19 protein-coding genes and 1 other RNA gene are annotated in these 17,697 nt (G+C 49.3%); 6 read left to right on the top strand and 14 right to left on the bottom strand.

The genetic code is table 11. The features are described 5' to 3' along the window. The first annotated feature begins 632 nt into the window (after window positions 1-632). Window positions 633-1,931 (top strand): hypothetical protein, encoded by a 1,299-nt coding sequence (locus ACK13D_RS14760; protein WP_418796732.1) that lies wholly within the window; start codon window positions 633-635, stop codon window positions 1,929-1,931. 128 nt (window positions 1,932-2,059) lie between these two features. Here the strand turns inward: ACK13D_RS14760 and ACK13D_RS14755 are convergent, their stop codons facing one another. Genes ACK13D_RS14755 through ACK13D_RS14730 form a run of 6 tightly spaced genes read right to left on the bottom strand, consistent with a single transcriptional unit; the run spans window position 2,060 to window position 6,024 of the window. Beyond that, a complete protein-coding gene (locus ACK13D_RS14755; protein ID WP_418796730.1) occupies window positions 2,060-4,375 on the bottom strand; it encodes a primase-helicase zinc-binding domain-containing protein in 2,316 nt (771 codons plus the stop codon). 14 nt (window positions 4,376-4,389) lie between these two features. After that, window positions 4,390-4,731, bottom strand: a complete 342-nt coding sequence (locus ACK13D_RS14750) for a DUF5375 family protein (protein WP_019106104.1) — start codon at window positions 4,729-4,731, stop codon at window positions 4,390-4,392. Then, window positions 4,718-4,984, bottom strand: coding sequence for a hypothetical protein (locus tag ACK13D_RS14745; RefSeq protein WP_111140622.1), 267 nt, complete (start codon window positions 4,982-4,984; stop codon window positions 4,718-4,720). The genes ACK13D_RS14750 and ACK13D_RS14745 overlap by 14 nt, the downstream gene beginning before the upstream one ends. Continuing rightward, entirely contained in the window at window positions 4,981-5,508 is a 528-nt protein-coding gene (locus tag ACK13D_RS14740; protein ID WP_111140621.1) for a host cell division inhibitor Icd-like protein, read from the bottom strand. Before ACK13D_RS14740 ends, ACK13D_RS14745 begins: the two co-directional genes overlap by 4 nt. Window positions 5,509-5,521: 13 nt before the next feature. Further along, the gene (locus ACK13D_RS14735) at window positions 5,522-5,764 is read right to left on the bottom strand and encodes a hypothetical protein (protein ID WP_418796749.1); all 243 of its coding nucleotides are present in this window, start codon (window positions 5,762-5,764) and stop codon (window positions 5,522-5,524) included. A gap of 2 nt (window positions 5,765-5,766) precedes the next feature. Next, a complete protein-coding gene (locus tag ACK13D_RS14730; protein ID WP_039659497.1) occupies window positions 5,767-6,024 on the bottom strand; it encodes a helix-turn-helix transcriptional regulator in 258 nt (85 codons plus the stop codon). A 520-nt stretch (window positions 6,025-6,544) separates the two neighbouring features. Here ACK13D_RS14730 and ACK13D_RS14725 point away from each other — a divergent pair. Further along, window positions 6,545-7,261 (top strand): hypothetical protein, encoded by a 717-nt coding sequence (locus ACK13D_RS14725; protein ID WP_418796727.1) that lies wholly within the window; start codon window positions 6,545-6,547, stop codon window positions 7,259-7,261. Next, window positions 7,258-7,509: an ogr/Delta-like zinc finger family protein gene (locus ACK13D_RS14720; protein ID WP_111140618.1), complete on the top strand. Its 252-nt coding sequence runs from the start codon at window positions 7,258-7,260 to the stop codon at window positions 7,507-7,509. The genes ACK13D_RS14725 and ACK13D_RS14720 overlap by 4 nt, the downstream gene beginning before the upstream one ends. Window positions 7,510-7,769: 260 nt before the next feature. Here the strand turns inward: ACK13D_RS14720 and ACK13D_RS14715 are convergent, their stop codons facing one another. The 5 genes from ACK13D_RS14715 to smpB form a co-directional block, all read right to left on the bottom strand. Then, a complete protein-coding gene (locus tag ACK13D_RS14715; protein WP_418796725.1) occupies window positions 7,770-8,444 on the bottom strand; it encodes a DUF2290 domain-containing protein in 675 nt (224 codons plus the stop codon). Next, window positions 8,441-10,519, bottom strand: coding sequence for a DEAD/DEAH box helicase (locus tag ACK13D_RS14710; protein ID WP_418796723.1), 2,079 nt, complete (start codon window positions 10,517-10,519; stop codon window positions 8,441-8,443). Before ACK13D_RS14710 ends, ACK13D_RS14715 begins: the two co-directional genes overlap by 4 nt. Window positions 10,520-10,529: 10 nt before the next feature. Further along, window positions 10,530-11,732: an integrase domain-containing protein gene (locus tag ACK13D_RS14705; RefSeq protein ID WP_418796721.1), complete on the bottom strand. Its 1,203-nt coding sequence runs from the start codon at window positions 11,730-11,732 to the stop codon at window positions 10,530-10,532. A gap of 193 nt (window positions 11,733-11,925) precedes the next feature. After that, window positions 11,926-12,287, bottom strand: a transfer-messenger RNA (tmRNA) gene (gene ssrA / locus ACK13D_RS14700). Window positions 12,288-12,330: 43 nt separating this feature from the next. Beyond that, window positions 12,331-12,813 carry an SsrA-binding protein SmpB gene (gene smpB / locus ACK13D_RS14695; RefSeq protein ID WP_010257694.1) on the bottom strand — a complete coding sequence of 161 codons (483 nt, stop codon included), beginning with the start codon at window positions 12,811-12,813 and terminating at the stop codon, window positions 12,331-12,333. A gap of 158 nt (window positions 12,814-12,971) precedes the next feature. On the opposite strand from smpB, the gene ACK13D_RS14690 reads away from it, so the two are divergent. Both ACK13D_RS14690 and ACK13D_RS14685 read left to right on the top strand, forming a co-directional pair. Beyond that, complete coding sequence (locus ACK13D_RS14690) at window positions 12,972-13,406, top strand: type II toxin-antitoxin system RatA family toxin (RefSeq protein WP_010257692.1); 435 nt, start codon at window positions 12,972-12,974, stop codon at window positions 13,404-13,406. After that, window positions 13,399-13,692: an RnfH family protein gene (locus tag ACK13D_RS14685; RefSeq protein WP_010257690.1), complete on the top strand. Its 294-nt coding sequence runs from the start codon at window positions 13,399-13,401 to the stop codon at window positions 13,690-13,692. The genes ACK13D_RS14690 and ACK13D_RS14685 overlap by 8 nt, the downstream gene beginning before the upstream one ends. A gap of 95 nt (window positions 13,693-13,787) precedes the next feature. Here the strand turns inward: ACK13D_RS14685 and bamE are convergent, their stop codons facing one another. From bamE to nadK, 3 genes are all read right to left on the bottom strand, one after another. Then, window positions 13,788-14,135 carry an outer membrane protein assembly factor BamE gene (gene bamE, locus ACK13D_RS14680; protein WP_010672176.1) on the bottom strand — a complete coding sequence of 116 codons (348 nt, stop codon included), beginning with the start codon at window positions 14,133-14,135 and terminating at the stop codon, window positions 13,788-13,790. 186 nt (window positions 14,136-14,321) lie between these two features. Continuing rightward, window positions 14,322-15,983, bottom strand: a complete 1,662-nt coding sequence (gene recN, locus ACK13D_RS14675) for a DNA repair protein RecN (protein ID WP_418796718.1) — start codon at window positions 15,981-15,983, stop codon at window positions 14,322-14,324. Between the two features lie 84 nt (window positions 15,984-16,067). After that, the gene (nadK, locus tag ACK13D_RS14670; RefSeq protein ID WP_010257685.1) at window positions 16,068-16,946 is read right to left on the bottom strand and encodes an NAD(+) kinase; all 879 of its coding nucleotides are present in this window, start codon (window positions 16,944-16,946) and stop codon (window positions 16,068-16,070) included. A gap of 122 nt (window positions 16,947-17,068) precedes the next feature. On the opposite strand from nadK, the gene grpE reads away from it, so the two are divergent. Further along, window positions 17,069-17,650, top strand: coding sequence for a nucleotide exchange factor GrpE (grpE, locus tag ACK13D_RS14665; protein WP_089415028.1), 582 nt, complete (start codon window positions 17,069-17,071; stop codon window positions 17,648-17,650). Window positions 17,651-17,697 lie beyond the last annotated feature (47 nt).

Raw genomic sequence — 17,697 nt, 5'->3', positions numbered from 1 at the left:
TTATGAAGTTAGTCAGACGATGAAGCGGGCATTGCGTCAGTCGAGGGGTATGTTTTAAGTAGGATCGCAGACACAAAAGCCAGCAAGATTTTCATCTTGTAGGTTCTCATGAGCTGGCGGAATCTGAAATAGTTTCTCAACCTTATGAAATTATAATATTTTATCCAATTCAGATTTGTTGAGTGTACCTAAACGTGTACCAATTATTGGATCTCATACCCGGGAGCAGCCCGGCGAGGATAACGAATGCCTGGCGCGTGATTCATAATAAAATCATTTTAAAGAAAAGTATTCACACTGTTCACATATGGTTTTTATGTAATTATTTCAATCACTTATCCGGTGAATGATTTGAGGGGGGATTTATACTAGTGTGCACTTTTGATGAGCACCTTAGCCAAGATCACAAAAAGCGACTTGAGCCATTATGCGTAATGTGAAGTTAATAGGCGCTGCTGCTGTCAATGGCCCGCTTTGTGTCAAGAGCGGATGCGACCCATCGGCATGTTTTAGTCGTCGCAAGCAAATCATAACGGTTAATTATTGAGTAGATTTTTCATTTCAATTTATATTATTGTAGATAAGTCTGATAAAAATTTTATTCACATCCTCTTGGATAATAAGGAAGTTATATGAAAGCTCGTTTAATACCGCCGTACGAAAACTACACTGGAAATGTTTTATGGCGAAAAAATGATTTTATTAATAAAGTGGACGATATCTCAACATCTCTGAAAAAGTTGAGAGATATGGGATATTGGGCCAGTGCCTATCCTGAAGGAGACGGCATTACATTTAAATACACCAAGGATAGTTATCAAAAAAGCAGTGTCGAAATTCTAGAAGATTTCTCAATATGCTTTGAGTGGGTACAAATAGAGCTGGCTAAAACAAGAAACTCTAATCTAGAATTAGCTGAATTAGAGGATGAAAATAAAAATATGGAGTGCATAGTTATTGTGCCGATTGAGAAAATTTTCATTCAGGAAACCATAAAAATAGGAAAGTATACTTTTTATTGCGGAAGACAATTTGATGAAGAGCCACATGATCGATTATCAGAGCAAGATGGTTCGTATATACAGTTTAACTGTGACGTACCATATATTGATTTGTTAAAAATTAATTCAAGCATTGATCATAACAGCCATGTTATAAACATGTTTTTGTCTATAGCTGAATATGCACTTGACTTAGTCAGATTTTCTCACAGCTCGTTTACACGTATGGAATATACCCCTAACCCTGCAGGTCAACGCTCTGACGGATTTTATGATGTAGAAATCATTCCTTGTGAGATGACTCATCTTAAACCAATTAAGATAAGTGGAATATCAAGACCCCTTGCCGTGAGTAATAATTGGCTCGGCCCTCAGGTTGACAGCTTGAATTACCCTGGGTTGCAATATTTATCTTCTGTCTACGATGGAGTCGTTGAAAATGAACTTTCAAAATTAGTTAGCTCCGTAGTTAGGGCATGTAGGCAATCTTTTTATTCAATTGGCGCGGAATCACAATTTCTAAACCTAGTCTTTGCACTTGATGGTCTTGCAAATATTGACCCAAACTGGAAAGGATGGAAGCAAAGGACCTACATTGCAGCACTTACATGTAATAACTCACCAATCAAATTTAAGAAAAACCTAGAGGTTTATGACGAGTTATATACTGACGTAAGAAACAAGCTTGTTCATGATGGTAAAGATTTTTACGAACTTAACGTCAACGCGAACGAATCCTCTGAACAAATCTTTAAGTATATTAAGATAATTATAAGGCTCATCGAAAGTAACAGCTTTTCCACTTTGCAAGAATTAAGAGATCATGCAGTTCATCTACTTCAGCAGGAGGATTATAGAACTGCTTCTGTTGAGATAATTGACAAAGTGTCTCTTTTAAGAGGAAAAAACCCTAGTTATCCTTCATGGTAATTGAATGAAAATGCCAATTAATTTTTAATATAAATTCTGTTCCTCGCTCTTAACGGAACTTGGCTGATATCAACAATTTCATCAAATATAAAAAACCGGCCTAAGCCGGTTTACGTGCAATGAGGTTATCAGACGTTACATGCGGGCAACCAATCTGTCTGGCTGTCCTCATGCAACGTCAGGTTAGTTTGTATGCCGTTATTCGTACGGCGCTTAAGCAGCACGCGCTCATATTCTTTTAGGGTCTGCGGCACTGCCTGCCCAAATGCCGTAAGGCTCAGCGGGTGCTGATGACCGCGCGACTCCATAAAGGACAGATACGCATGATAGAGATAGCGCTTCGGATTCAGCGGGCGAATATTGGCGTTACCAATAAACAGCCCGTTTGGCGTGCTCAGCGGCATCAGGTATCCACAGAAATCAACCAGCGGATCGGCCTGTCTTTTGATATCCAGCGCCTCACCGGAAGTCTGCTGCGCCTGCAACAGTTCGCGCGCTTCGTTTGGTGATGAGAAGCGCTGCATCAGGTGACGAACAATCACGGCCAGCTCGGTGCTGATTTTGTCCAGCAACTGCGGATCACGCTCTTTTGCCGGTATCACTTCCGGGAACGTCAGGATAACCCGGCGGCGCGAAACGCCGCCGCTGCGATCGCTGAAGCGCATCGGATTGTTGTTCACCGCCAGAATGACGGCCGGGATATGGGTTGAATAGGCATCGCGGTATTTCGGATCGATGGCAACCGCATCGCCGCCGGTTATCGCCTTGATGCCCGCGCCGTCGCCGCTCCATTTCTCCTGGTCTGGCAGGATAACCAGCGAGAAGCCCACCACGCTGGCGCGCTCGCGGGAAGATTCCAGCGTGTCGATGGTTGCGGACGTGGTGTTGTCTTTTCCGGCCAGCAGAGTGGCTATCGAGGCCATGACACTTTTACCGCTGCCGCCGGGGCCGGTGACTTCGAGAAACATCTGCCAGTCATAGCGGTTTGCCAGCACCATAAATAACGCCGCGAGAATACGCTCCTGCTTGTCGTGATTGTGTCCGGCAGCCCGCGTTAACCAGCGGTAAAAGTGCGGTGCGTGGTCTGCGAGATTTTCGCCGGGACGCGGCGCGGAGTAGTCCACGCTGTTGACCGTGCGCAGCCAGTTTTCGCGGCGATGCGGGCCGAAGGTGCCTGTTGTGGTGTCATACACGCCGTTACGGAAACCAATCAGGCGGCGGGACGGTTCACCCATCTGCGGCACCATCAACTTGAGCGTGTCCAGCACGCTGCCGATACCGGCGGCCGAGAACGGTGCGCGTACCTTCTGAAACAGTGCGGCGATTTCCCGGCGCAGCGTCTTCGCCTCCATCACCTGCCATGCGCCGTTCTCATAGCGGCAGATTTCCTCCCCGACCGGCGGCACGGCCAGCGCCTCCCCGTAGTGGGCGACCAGCAGCTCCGCTTTCTGGCTGGCGCTCATGGCCTTCAGGTCAGCCTCGCTGACGGATTCAAACGGGCTGAGTGGCTGCGGCTGCGTGAAGGCGGTGAGCTGCGCCAGCGTGGCGATATCGGCCTGCGCCTGCCACACGTCGTTCCAGTCACCCGTAACCGGCGGCAGTGCGGTTTTCCCGCCACAGGCTTTTGCCGCTTCCTCTGCCTTTAACTGACCGGTGCCGTTGTCGTCGCGGTCGGCGGCAATCAGCATCATCGCATCAGGGTGTGACTCACGCAGCCGTTTCGCCAGCGCGGGCAGGTTGTTGGCGCTCAGCGCCACGTATACCGCCTGCCCGGTCAGGCGGTGCACGGTCAGGCCGGTGGCATATCCTTCAGTGAGCCACAGCGTTTTGCCATCCGGCTCGCCTGCCAGCCAGTACGTGCCTTTCACCTGCCCGCCGGGCAGGGTGCGCTTGTCGCCTGCGGCGCTGATGAGCTGCACGTTTACGGCCATGCCGTCTTCACCTGTCAGGGGGATAAGTACATCCCCGGCGGCAAAGCTGACGCCACCACAGCGCAGAGTATCAGCAAGTGTGAGCGCGTGCGTGCCCTGTAGCCCTTTAGATGAAAGGTAGGCGTTGTCGGTGCGGCTGACGGCGGCGGCGATAAGTGCCTGTGCCCGTGCGGCGGCGTCTGCCTGCGCGCGGCTTTTGTCTGCGGCTTCATCATGCATAACCGGGGCTGATTCCGGCAGTGTGCCGAGCATTCCGGCCACCTTCATGGCGGCCTCTTTAGCGCTGATACTGAGCGCCTTTTCCACCAGGTTAAGGCCGTCACCGGCCCCGCACTGGTTACAGAGCCACGTTCCGCGCCCGTCCTGATTGTCGAAGCGGAAGCGGTCTTTGCCGCCGCACGCCGGGCAGGCACCGTGTCGCCCCCCGGCGAGCACGCTGATACCGAGGGCAGGCAGAAGCTGCGGCCAGAATCCGGTGGCCGCCTTTACGGTGTCAGAGACGATATGTTTCATGTGCATGTTCTCCCTCAGTGCAGCGTGATGCAGCTGGCGGCCGCAAGCTGGCTGCGGAACAGCTCATCCATCATGGTGACGCCGAGCTGCGTCAGCCGCGGCGGTGCGGTCAGCAGGTCAGGCTCAACCATATCGCCCAGCATGGTGCAGGCCATTTCCATGCCCGCATCAGGGCCGTGACGGCGCACATAAAAGCTTTCCAGCTCAAGGGCGATGGTCATCTGAAGCTCATCGAGCGTGGCTGACACGGTAATGCCGAGGTTTTTGCAGGCATTCAGATAGCCCTGCGCCAGCGCGCGGCGGTAAACGGCGGTGCGTACCTCAACGGGCAGGCAGGAGTGATTAGCGGTCATCATGGTGGGCCTCCGTGGCTAACATGCGGGATTCACAGGTTTCAACAACTTTACCGAGCTGGTCGGTGAGCAGGGCGACGACCGAGGCAAGCGCCGCGCCGTCCGGGACGCAGCCGCGCGCGCTCAGGCAGTTCACCGAGTCGAACATATCGAGTACGGTCACGCCGACCGTGTGCGCGTGCAGCAGACGCAGATAGTCAGCGTGGGGAATAGGGTAGGTGTCATGGTTATTCAGGTGTTGAGAAAGGGTGTTCATGCCGTCACCGCCTTAACCGGCAGACGACCGGCAAAGGACAGGACGTAATCACGGGCGAGGCTGGCGCGGGCGCTGCGTTCATCGCCTGCCACGGTACGCAGCATGCAGGGAAGGGCGGCGGCATCGTTGCGTCGCACGGCGGCAAAAATAAAGGTGAATTCGGGGTGAGCGGCAGTAAGGGCCGTTGTCATGAGGACAATCTCCAATAAGTAGCGGTTACTGCTACCACCGGAGTTCCTACGCTCATGGGTGGTAGCCCAGACGGGGGTAGGAATACCGGCCTTATTGGAAACCGGCCAGCCCGAAGGCTGCCCCGCCTGAGCCACCATTATTTTGACGACGCAACGGAATAAGAACCGCTGCGCTGAAAAATGGCGCACTGAGGCAACGACGTAAAAAAACACGCATGGCGCGTGTTGTGTCGCCAATAAGTAACTCGGGTTCCTACGCCCGGCTGCCGATTTTGCGGCAGCACAAAAACTGTATAACGGCCGCTCGCCAGAGAAAAGCCTTTTTTTAAACATCGGGGCTATTTCCTCAGCAACCGGTCAGGACGTGATCGGATTGCGGCGGATTTGATCGGAATTCATCGTCCTCTTTCTTTGCGCTTCGCTTTGCAGGCTTCGCTTTCTGACTCAGCACGGAAATATGGCCGTGAATCCCGCTGTTAAAAGCCGGTGTCGTGGCGGGTTTGCCGCTGACCGCTGCCGTCAGACTTTCCGCGACAAAGGCGGCTTCTTCGCGGGTTAGCGGAAAGTTTTTTGTGCCGAAATTGAGCATAATCAAGCCGCACCTCCGGCACGCTGTGCGATGCGGGCCTGCATCCAGCCGTCAATCTCTGACGCCAGCCAGGCGACGTTTTTACCGCCAAGCGAAATCTGAGAGGGGAACTGCTCCCGGCTGATTAAATCGTAAATGGTCGAACGTGACAGGCCGCAGGTGCTGATGACTTCCGGCAGGCGCATAAAGCGGTCGCGCGGGTAAACGGCATCACGGATTACGGGAATGGCAGGGGCTGGTACGGATGAAACTGCGTGCATGGTGTTACCTCATTATGAGTCCGGTCGGTGCTGTCCGCTTCCGGTGGTATCTTCAGGTAACTCCCTATTCTGGTTATATTTCTGGTGAAGTAAACAACCCCCTTATTGCTGAAAAATGAGCAAATAGCACTTCTCTTACCTCCTGTTTGCCTTTGTTTGCCAACGTTTGCCAACGTTTGCCTTTTAAGAGCTTTCAGCGATTAAAAAGCTTTTATTAATAGGATTAAAATCTGAAAAAGGCTCGCCAGAAAAAAGGTGTTATTTGAGACTGTGTGAACACAGGTGAATACTCAGTGAAGACTTAATTTTAAAGTGTTAACTGCTTTATCTACTGTATTTATTAACTTTTTTATCTCAGTGAATACTAGTGAACAGTTATACAAGAAATATTATCAGTTAAGGTGCATCCCCTACCGGTTATGCCCTTGTTTGTTCATCGACAGGCGGAAAGCAATGAAATGCGCTGTCCTGTGGTACACGACAGAATGGCCTCATCCTTTACAGACGATGAGAGACAATCATGACCACCCCGGAACAGAAACCTGCATCACTGGAACGCTTCGAGAAAGCTCACGCTGAACATACCGAAAGGATGAAAGCCTATAACGGCATCTGCGCCGATATCGCCCGCTGTGAAAAAGAACAGCAGTCAGCCATCGAGGCAGGGAAAGAAGCCGAGAGCAACTGGCGCACGAGCTTTCGCAACCTGCGAGGCAATCTCACCGACGAGCTGCGCGCCGAACATTCTCAGCGCATCGCCAGCCGTGAACTGGCCGATGAGTTCGGCGGGCTGCTTAAAGAGCTGGTGTTGGATAAGCAGGAGGCGATGCTGAAATGCTGCGGCAGTGGTAAAGAGTATGTTGAATCGCACCAGGAGGCTTTTACAGGGTTCGCGGATGCGCACTGGCAGTCAGCCCTGCGTAACGTAAGTCCGTCGCTGCTGTGGGCCATTAAGCTGCGTCTCCGTCGTGAAGAGCTTTCCCCGACGTTTGCCGGAGACGACCGGGATAGTATTAAGGACGTGGCTTATCTGGTCGGTGAAGCGCTGACGCGGGCGGCTGCTGCTCTGCCAGACAGCATACTAAATGAGGCTCCGCTGCTGGAGAATATTGGTCTGTATCGCCCGCCGCTTACGGGCATTGATATGGAGCTTTACCGCCATCCTATGCGCCGCCAGAAGCTGGCTGAATCAATCCGGGCGCAGCGTGCAAAACTTCAGGAAGGCAGCCAGAAATGATGCACTGTCCCTACTGCAAAAGCGCGGCACATACCAAATCGAGCCGCTATATGTCAGAGCAGGTAAAAGAGCGTTATCACCAGTGCACTAACCTCGACTGCTCCTGTACTTTCAAGACGAATGAGAGCATCACAAAGGTGATCACCGCACCGCCACAGCCGGAAAAAATACCGGTACTATCACCGGAACCAGCAAGAGAACGCCAGACGCTGGGCCGTTATGGTTCTGCATTCCGCCAGATTCATTAATCCCTCACACTGCCGCTGCATAACCAGCGGCTTTTTTATTCCTGTCTTTGTCTTACTGAATCCTTTTTTCTGGCGAGCCGCTTTGTAAAGAGCCGTGCATGCATAGCGTGCATGGATCTGCATGCAAAATCATGTACCGCTTTCTCCCATTCAGGCCACAACGGCCGAGGCTCTGCCCGCATCATGCACCTGCATGAAAAGCGGTGCATAAAGCGGGCAGGCGTGGCGGGGATAGCATTGCGCGCAAGTCTGACCCTTACCTATCCTATGTATAACAAATCTTTTTCATATCCTTTCCAGTAGTTAGGCGGTGATACACCTAAGTTTCCTTTAAAATGTCTCAAGTGTTCAGTTATTAAATCGGATTCTGAATATTTTTTCCATTGCTTAGGATAAAAGGAACGTAAGATGAAGGCTGTGAAAGAAAGGGGGGTCAATATTTTTTGAGTGGCTACTCGACCTTCATTTTCGATTCCAAAATGAAAATGACAATATGGGTGAGAATGCTCACAATAATGCTCCTCATCAATATCATACCGCACTGGCAATGGTGGGAAGTTCTTAGTGTGCGTATCAATATAGTTATCATACTCTTGAGAAATCATTACCTTGAATTCATCTGCATCACCCCATTCATCTTGGGGGTAATAGCTTTCTAAATATTCTTCGTATGAAAGGGTTTTTACAGGGGTCATCATATAGATATAGCTATCTTTTTTGTAAATAAGTAATGATCCGTCTTCAAGTTGTATATTAAACCAATTACTTATGGTGCATTTTTCCCAAGCTTTTTCGTAAGGAAGTGGCCTCAGTTCGCTAGGCATGTTGTTAGGGTAAAAAATATCATTGTTATAATTTCCCAACATCATCATGTTTCTAACAAGGTTAATGGATTCTTTGCTAGATGAATTAAAAGTAGCTGGATGAATTGTCATTTTTTCACCTTTTTAGCTTCAAATTCTCTTATCATAGCTTTTAATCCCTCGGCGCCATGTAAGTCCAAGAGCTTTTTGAAATCTTCAGCTTCTTCATTGTGCACAAATCTTTGTAAGTCTATCTCAATTTTGTGAAGTTCTTCACCAGATGGATAATTAAATTGAAGATAAGGGATGCGTGATTTAGCATCTTGTATTTCATCAAATAGCTCAAGTGCAGGAACGCCAATTCCTGTCATTACAAGCCATCCTTTAGTCCTTGTCATAGCAGTGAAAAGCAAGTTTCTATTTTTTACATTAGGGTTGTGATAAAGACTTTCGCTGCCGACTATATAAACACTATATCCCTCATTTCCTTTTGCTTTGTGGATTGTTGAGTATGTAACTTTATTATCTACGGAAAAGTCGCTGATGTTGAACTTATCCGCATTGACATTATTAACATCAATAGAATATTGTGAAAGATAGCGGGATATTTGATTATAGTAATTTTTAAAATGTCTATCGTCAGCGCAAATTATTAAAATATCGGAAGCATTTAGCCCTTCATTTACAATGTCGTTATTGATTTTTTCAGCAACCCATTCACATTCGAGAAGAATGTTTTCATGATGCTGAGTGATAATTAATTTCTCTTTATCTTCATCATATAATGACGGGGAGGTTTCTATATCACGATAAACTGAAATTTCTTGATTTGATGTAAATCTATCACCATAAGCTCCATTAAGTTTATAGCCAAGATTTTCCCAGTCCTCAGGTGTTTTAATCGCTTGCACGGGTCTTCTGTAAATACCTAAACCAATAGCATGCGCGCATACAAGTGTTGCACAGGGAGTTCTATAACAGCTATTAAGGAATTTATCTAAACTAAGACTTTTGCCTTCACCTAAAATCTCTTCAATGGAAGGGGCGGATGTTTGAAATATGTTTTGGAAGACATCTAAGCCAAAAACCATTTTGTCTTCTTTTGCTAATTTCAAGCAGAGCTGTAAAAAGTTGCTATCAAAATCTTGTGCTTCATCAACAAAGACATAATCGTAAGTTTCTTTTATTGAGTAATTATCTATTAAGTTTTTGCAAGCGTACGAAAAAGGCTCTTTTGGATTGGCTCGATAAGCTTCAGCAAAGTTAAGGACTGGTGCTGAATTATTTAGGCAAGCATTATAATATACTCCAGCGGCACTTCCGCCTCCCCATGCATGCAAAATATGTATGCTATTTTCGAAATCAGGATCTAAGTCATCGAACTGTCTATAGAAACGGGTAATTAATCTTTTAACATGCTGATATAGAGCTTTCGTGCTGAATGTGTATAATATTTTTTTATCACGGTGACGTAAGTGAGTAATTGCAACCTTCATAGCAAGAACTACAGTTTTACCTGATCCTGCAAGCCCCCTAATTCTTTCAATACCTTCAACCTCATTGACGCAACTACCTAATTGATTGCTGTCAAATCGAGCTATCGAAGACTCTAGCCTATTTACTATTTGTACTTTTGATTGTGATGAAAAGCCTTCAATATCTCTAGTTTTAACACGAATTAATCCTTTGCCACCTTCGATCGTAGACGCTGTCTCACTATATATGTCATCATCAATAGGATCTTCAAACTGTTCAATAAATTTTTCTAATGACGCCTTTGATATAATTACTTCGCTTTCTGTGTCATAGGAATATTCAGGATTAACATATGGCGCAAAAATAGCCGACTCAACAGAAATTTTTAAATCTCTTCGATTTTTCCGAAGGTTTTTTTGCTTGAGAAGCCTAGAATATATTTGGCTATATATGTTTTCCAATGAAAGATCATTTTTCTGCAATGTTTCGAGAGCATCTCTTTCATGACAGTTAGAAAGAAAAAATATGATTACACCATATAATCTTGAAACCAACATCAAGGGAGATATAACTAATTTATCTTCATCGTCTTTATATAAAGGAAAGTCATAATATAACTCGGACTCCATCAAATGAAGCTTACCTTCTTCATTCAATTGATTTAGCAGGTTGAACAGCCTTCCTGCTTCGGGGTTTGAAAATAATTTTTCTCTATCAGCATTAAGTTTCATAAGCATTCCTTTAAGAGCATTTGGAGGTTTGATAAACAAATTCTCCCCACCAATTCATTAAAATTTTTCTTTGTTCAAGATAAGTCGATCTATTGTAAGCACTACGTATCTCGTTAGAAATTTTATGGGCTAGTGCTGCTTCTATTACATCAGCATTAAATTCAGCTTCATTTAGCGCAGTACTTGCTATTGAGCGTAGCCCGTGGGCTACAAGCTTACCTCTATAGCCTATACGTTTTAAAGCAGCATTTGCTGTTTGACTGTTCATTGGCTGCTTAGGGTCGTTTCTACTAGGAAAAATAAATTCTCGATTTGCACTGATTGACCTCATTACCTTTAGTACTGTTAGTGCTTGGTCGGACAGGGGGATTAGATGCGTACGTTTTGCTTTCATCCGTTCAGCGGGGATTGTCCAAAGTCGGTTATCAAAGTCGATCTCTGCCCATCGAGCGCCAGAAGCCTCTGAAGGGCGAACGAGCGTCAGGAGTTGCCATTCAATTAGGCAGCGAGTCGGAATAGAGAGGTTTGACATGACTAGAGAACGCATTAGCTTTGGCAGTTCTTCCGGTCGCAAAGTTGGCATGTTTTGTTTTTTTGGCCTTTCGAAAGCCATACCAACGCCAGAAGCGGGATTTGCATCGATCAACCCTGTGTTGACCGCATAAATCATGATCTCGTTAATACGCTGAACAAGACGGCGAACTGTCTCAAGCGCTCCGCGCGCTTTAATAGGCTCAAGCGATTCTACTATCGTTCTAGCTTTAAGTAGTTGGACAGGAATTTCACCAATAGCGGGAAAGACATCCTTTTCCAGCGATCGCCAAATATCCTTCGCGTAATCCTCAGTGACGTTTTTGCTTTTGAGCTGGAACCACCTTCCGGCCACAACTAAAAAAATGCTATCCAGCTCAATTTGTCGTTGCTCTGAAACTTCCTCTTGCTGTTTTTGCGGGTCGATCCCTTGCGCAAGTAGCGACAGATACTGGTCACGCATCTGGCGTGCTATAGCGAGCGTCAGGGCAGGGTAAGAGCCTAGGCTCAGATTTGTGCGGCTACTACTATTTGGTCGCTGGTAGCGAAAACGCCATAGCTTCTTACCAGACGTTTTGATGAGTAGGAATAGCCCATCCCCGTCATGTAGCGTGAAGTCTTTTTCTTGAGGCTTAGCTTTGAGGATTTCGTTATTGGTGAGGGGGCGTGTCATCCGCGCCATGACTGGTTTCCGTCCATAATTGGTACACGTTTTTAGGTACACATTATAGCGTGTACCTAAACGTGTACCAATTATCTCTGGATTCAGGCGGATCGTCTCGGAAGATTACAGACACAAAAAAGCCCGCAGGGCTTGTGCCGTGCGGGCTTTCAGGACTTCTGCGGATGGCACTGGAACCATCTTTGAAGAATTTTGGTGGAGCTGGCGGGAGTTGAACCCGCGTCCGAAATTACTACACCGTCGGCACTACATGCTTAGTCAGTTTTTACATTCGCCGGTTAGCTGCGAACAGACACGCCACTAACAGACTAGCCTGATTGGATTTAACGCTTCAACCCCAGGCAAGGCATCCACGCGATCTCTTTTGGGTTTGACTTCTCTTGATCCCCGTCTTAAGAGCGGAAGCTAGGGAGAGAAGGCTCTAAGCAGGTTATTAAGCTGCTAGTGCGTAGTTTTCGTCGTTTGCGACTATTTTTTTGCGGCTTTTTACGAGGCAAACCGCCCCTCGGCATGCTCCTAAGGCTTCACAATCCCGTCGAGTCCAGAATCAGCCCCAGAACTTCAAATACTAACAACAAAACAACTCAAAATCCAGTGCTTAACGCTTTGAATTCTTCATGATACGTGCTTTGTCTAATTGCCATTCGCGGTCTTTGATATCATCGCGCTTGTCGTGCTCTTTTTTACCGCGTGCAACACCAATCTTCAGTTTGCACCAGGCGTTCTTCCAGTACAACGACAGCGCCACGATGGTGTAGCCTTCGCGGTTGACGCGGCCATACAGGGAGTCGAGTTCACGTTGCTTCAGCAGCAGCTTACGGCTGCGCGTTGGGTCACAGACCACGTGACTGGAGGCAACGGCTAAGGGTTGAAAGGTTGAACCGAACAGAAAGGCTTCGCCATCGCGCAGCAGAATATAGCTGTCGCTGATGTTGGCTTTACCAGCACGAAGTGACTTAACTTCCCATCCTTGTAACGACAATCCCGCTTCGTACTCCTCTTCAATGAAGTACTCGTGACGGGCGCGTTTGTTCATGGCAACAGTGGCAGAACCGGGTTTGTGTGCTTTTTTCTTTGTCATAGTGCGGCGTATTTTACATCACTTAGTCGGTTATCGCATCCCCAGTCCAGCGGGGCGGCAGGAAACGGGATATTCTAGCACACCCTCACTCGGGGACATTTTTGTTTAATCGCTGAAAATGCTATTATTCAGCGGTTTCGTGATGAACAGGAACCATTATGGCTCAGATTAGTCGTTCGGCGCTGGTCCCGTTTAGTGCCGGGCAGATGTACAAACTTGTAAATGATGTGGATGCCTATCCGCAATTCCTGCCGGGTTGCACCGGAAGCCGCGTGCTGGATGCGTCAGATAATCAGATGACTGCGTCCGTGGATGTGTCGAAAGCGGGCATCAGCAAGACATTTACCACCCGCAATACCCTGACAGATAACCAGAGCATCCATATGCAACTGGTTGATGGACCGTTCCGCAAGCTGACCGGCGGCTGGAAGTTCGTCTCGCTGGGCGATGACGCCTGCAAGGTTGAATTAAGCCTGGAGTTTGAATTCACCAACATGCTGGTAGAGATGGCCTTTGGACGTATCTTCAAAGAGCTTGCTAACAGCATGGTGCAGGCTTTCACTCAGCGTGCCAAAGAGGTCTACAGTGCCTGAGATCTCCGTTGAGGTGGTCTACGCCTTACCTGAAAAACAGTATCAGCTTTACGTGAAAGTGGAGCAGGGCAGCACGGTAGAGCAGGCCATCCAAAAGTCAGGGCTACTGGAACTGCGTCGGGAGATTGACCTCACCAGTAACAAAGTCGGCATCTACAGTCGACCAGTGAAGCTGGGTGATGAGGTTAATGAGGGCGATCGTATTGAGATCTATCGTCCGCTGATTGCCGATCCCAAAGAGCTGCGCCGTCAGCGCGCAGAGCGAGCGGCAGAAAGCAAAAAATAAGTCGCTATCCCTTCAGGCTCAGTGGATAGCAGGCATAAAAAAAGGCGCTCAGTGCGCCTTTTTGCTGTCTGTCGTTTAAACGGTCTTAGGTTCAATCAGTCGCTGTTTCTGGCCAGATTCTGCTTATTGTCGATGTTAGTCAGAACACCGTTACCATCAAAGTTCAGTGTCAGCGTCTGCTGCTTCACGCGCTCATGACCTGGCTCCTGACGGAACACGTAATACCATACGTTGCTGCCAAACGGGTCTTTCATCATCGGCGTACCGAGGGTGTAAGCCACCTGTTGCTGTGTCATACCGGTATGGATCTTGGCTACGTCGTTAGCTACCAGATAGTTACCCTGGTTGATATCAGGACGATAGACCACGCGCTCTAAGGTGGAACATCCGGCGGTCATCATCAACATTACTACTGCCGCGGCAGTCAGCGTTTTACAGCGCATCTATACATTCCTTTTCCGGGGCCAAACGCCTTTTACAGGCGGTTTTCTTGCCATCAAAATCTGAACTCTGCCTGCGGCAGGCTTTATTACTTTGGCGACATAAGTGCCGATGATAATAAACCTTTTCGCTATTGGAAACCTCTACAGAGCAAGCTTATGACCCCAGCCGGTTAAAAAAGTGCGCTGCTATGCGGCTAAAAGTTCTTTTGCGTTGGCCAGGGTGTTGCGTGTGACCTCGCTGCCACCCAGCAGTCGTGCCAGTTCCTGCAGACGTGCACGCTTGTCCAGCGGCTGCATATGGGTCTCGGTCATCGCACCATCGGTCTCTTTGCTGACATAAAAATGCTGATGACCACAACCGGCAACCTGCGGCAGGTGGGTTACGCACATTACCTGGGTTGATTCGCCCAGCTGGCGCAACAGTTTACCGACCACAGCGGCGGTCGGGCCGCTGATCCCGACATCCACTTCATCGAAAATCATCGCCGGCGTTTCCATTTTCTTCGCGGTGATGACCTGAATCGCCAGAGCGATACGTGACAGTTCACCGCCCGAAGCGACTTTGCCCAGCGGCTGCAGTGGCTGACCTGGGTTAGTCGTGACCTGGAAATCAACGCGGCTCGCACCGTCTGCGGTCAGCTGATCCGGATTAAAGGTCAGCGCGATTTTAAACTGGCCATGCGGCATCGAGAGCAGGTGCATACTCTGGGTAATCAGCAACTGCAACTCATCGGCATAGTCGCTGCGCTGCTGATGCAGCTGCTCTGCGCTTTGCAGCGCGGCCTGATAGTGTTCACCCACCAGTAATTGCAGGCTCTCCTGATCGCTCTCCTGCTGAGACAGCAATTCCGCTTCCGCCAGCAGTTGCTGATGCAGTTCAGGCAGCCCTTCAGGGGTGACGTGATGCTTACGGGCTAAGGCGATCTGGCGCGAAATACGCTGTTCCAGTTCGTACAGGCGGTTAGGATCCAGATCGAGGCTGTCGCAGTAGTGGCGCAGTTCGTCGCTGGCTTCGCTCAGCTGAATCGCCGCCTCTTCCAGCAGGTTGTGAACGCCGTTCAGCTTCTCATCCAGCGAGGTCAGTTCTGAAATCATCTCACGTGCGCTGTAGAGCAGGCTGTTGAGATTATTGTCATCGCTGTCTGCTAACAGTTGCAGTGCCTGCTGGCTGGTCGACAGCAACTGTCCGCTGTTGGCCAGACGCTTGTACTCTTCGTCGATCTGCTCATATTCACCCTGCTGCGGAGCGAAGTCGTTCAGCTCTTTCAACTGATACTGCAACAGCTCGCGACGGGATTCGCGCTCCTGCGCCTGCTGCTGATGCAGCGCCAGGGTGCGGCAGCTCTGATGCCAGGTCTGATAGCTGGCGCGCATTTGCTGCAGCAGATCGTCGTGACCGGCATAGGCATCCAGCAGATGTTTCTGATGGTCTGGTTTGAGCAGAAGCTGATGGGCATGCTGGCCGTGGATCTGAATCAGTAACTGGCCAAGATCGCGCAGCTGAGAGAGCGGCACTGCCGTGCCATTTATAAAGCCGCGGGAACGTCCGTCAGCGCTGATAACCCGGCGCAGCAGACATTCGTTGCCATCGTCCAGATGATTATCTATCAGCCAGCGCTGAGCAGAAGGGGAGGACTTAAGCTGGAAGCGGGCGCAAAGATCGGCCCGGCTGGCACCCTGACGCACCATGTCGGCATCAGCACGACCGCCCAGGCATAATCCCAGCGCATCAATCGCGATAGACTTACCGGCACCGGTCTCACCAGTGATTGCTGTCATGCCGCGTTGAAAATCAATGTCGAGCTCACGAACGATAGCGAAATTACTGATGGTCAGTTGGGCCAGCATAGGTTCACCTGTATGAATAAACACATATGGTTTTTCATACAGTATAAACTGGTTTTTTATCCAGTAAAGAGGGGAGGCCGCATTTCAGAACAATTTTTTTGACCAGCCCAGTTTTGAACTCAGTGTATTGAAATAGCTGTAGTTTTTGGGGTGAATCAGGTTCAGGTGATTGGCGCTGCGTCGAATCAGTACATCTTCGCCTTCCTGAATCGGCAGCGCAATCTGGCTGTCACAGCTGATTTCCAGATCGCTGCGGCGTGAGGAAAAGCGCAAACGGATGGTACTGCTGCTGTTGATGACCAGTGGCCGCGCTGACAGCGTATGCGGGAACATCGGCACCAGCACAATCGCTTCAAGTGACGGCGTCAGAATCGGGCCGCCCGCAGAGAGTGAATAAGCGGTCGAGCCGGTGGGTGTCGAGATAATCAGCCCATCTGATCGCTGGGAGAAGGCGAACACTTCATCGATGTAGACTTCAAATTCGATCATGTGCGCGACTTTGCCGGGATGCAGCACCACTTCGTTGATAGCGGAGCCAATGCGCGGCGAGCAGTCAGATTTGCACACCTGCGCTTCCAGCAGAAAGCGGCTCTCGACGAAATAGTTGCCCTGTAGCACCTCATCCAGCTGCTGCTGCGCATTGTCTGGATCAAGATCGGTGAGAAAGCCGAGATTACCGCGGTTAATCCCAATCACTTTAATGTCGTAGCGCGCCAGCACCCGCGCTGCACCCAGCATATTGCCATCACCGCCCACCACGACCGCTAAATCGGCCTGCTGACCAATCTCCGCCAGCGTGCCCGTCTGCACGTCGTGAAGCGACAGCTCCTGCGCAATTTGCTTCTCAACGATCACTTGATAACCTTTGGCTGTCAGCCAGCGCCAGAGCATCTCATGCGTGGTTAACGCGGTGGGATGGCGCGGATGACCCACAATACCAATGCAGTTAAAGTGTTTGTTCATCTGGTCGGTGTTCCTTATAAGCCAAAACGGTAAGGCAATGTGATAGGTTCCCTTGAATCCGTCATACCAATCCCCATAATAAGCCAACCAGCGAAATGAATGTGCAAAACGCGGAGAAATTCATGAGTAGTAAAGAACAGAACACCCCAAACGAGCAAGTCTCAGACGAAATTCAGCAGGATCAGCAGCAACCTCAGGAAGCGGAGACAGCGGCAGAGGTGGATCCGCGTGATGAGCGTATTGCTCAGCTCGAAGCTGAATTAGCGCAGTCTCAGACCGGTGTGCGCGATGCCCAGCTGCGTGCGCAGGCAGAGATTGAGAACATTCGTCGTCGTGCCGAGATGGACGTTGAGAAGGCGCACAAATTTGCGCTTGAGAAGTTTGCCAACGAACTGCTGCCGGTGATCGACAGCCTCGAACGTGCGCTGGAAGTGGCGAACAAAGAGGACCCACAGCTGGCTTCGATGATTGAAGGGATTGAACTGACCCTGAAAGGCCTGCTGGGCGCCGTGCGTAAATTTGGTGTTGAAGTGGTCGGCGAAACCGGCGTGCCGTTTAACCCGGAAGTGCATCAGGCGATGTCGATGATGGAGTCTGAAGATTTTGAGCCAAACCATGTCATGCTGGTCATGCAGCGTGGCTATACGCTGAATGGTCGCCTGCTGCGCCCGGCGATGGTTGCGGTTTCCAAAGCGAAAAGCTGATTCAACGCCTGAATCCCGTTACACGGCCGCGCACTGACGCGGCCGTG

The sequence above is a fragment of the Pantoea sp. K16 genome, from assembly GCF_048452805.1.
Lineage (GTDB): Bacteria > Pseudomonadota > Gammaproteobacteria > Enterobacterales > Enterobacteriaceae > Pantoea > Pantoea agglomerans.
This window is presented reverse-complemented; position numbering and strand designations above follow the sequence as displayed.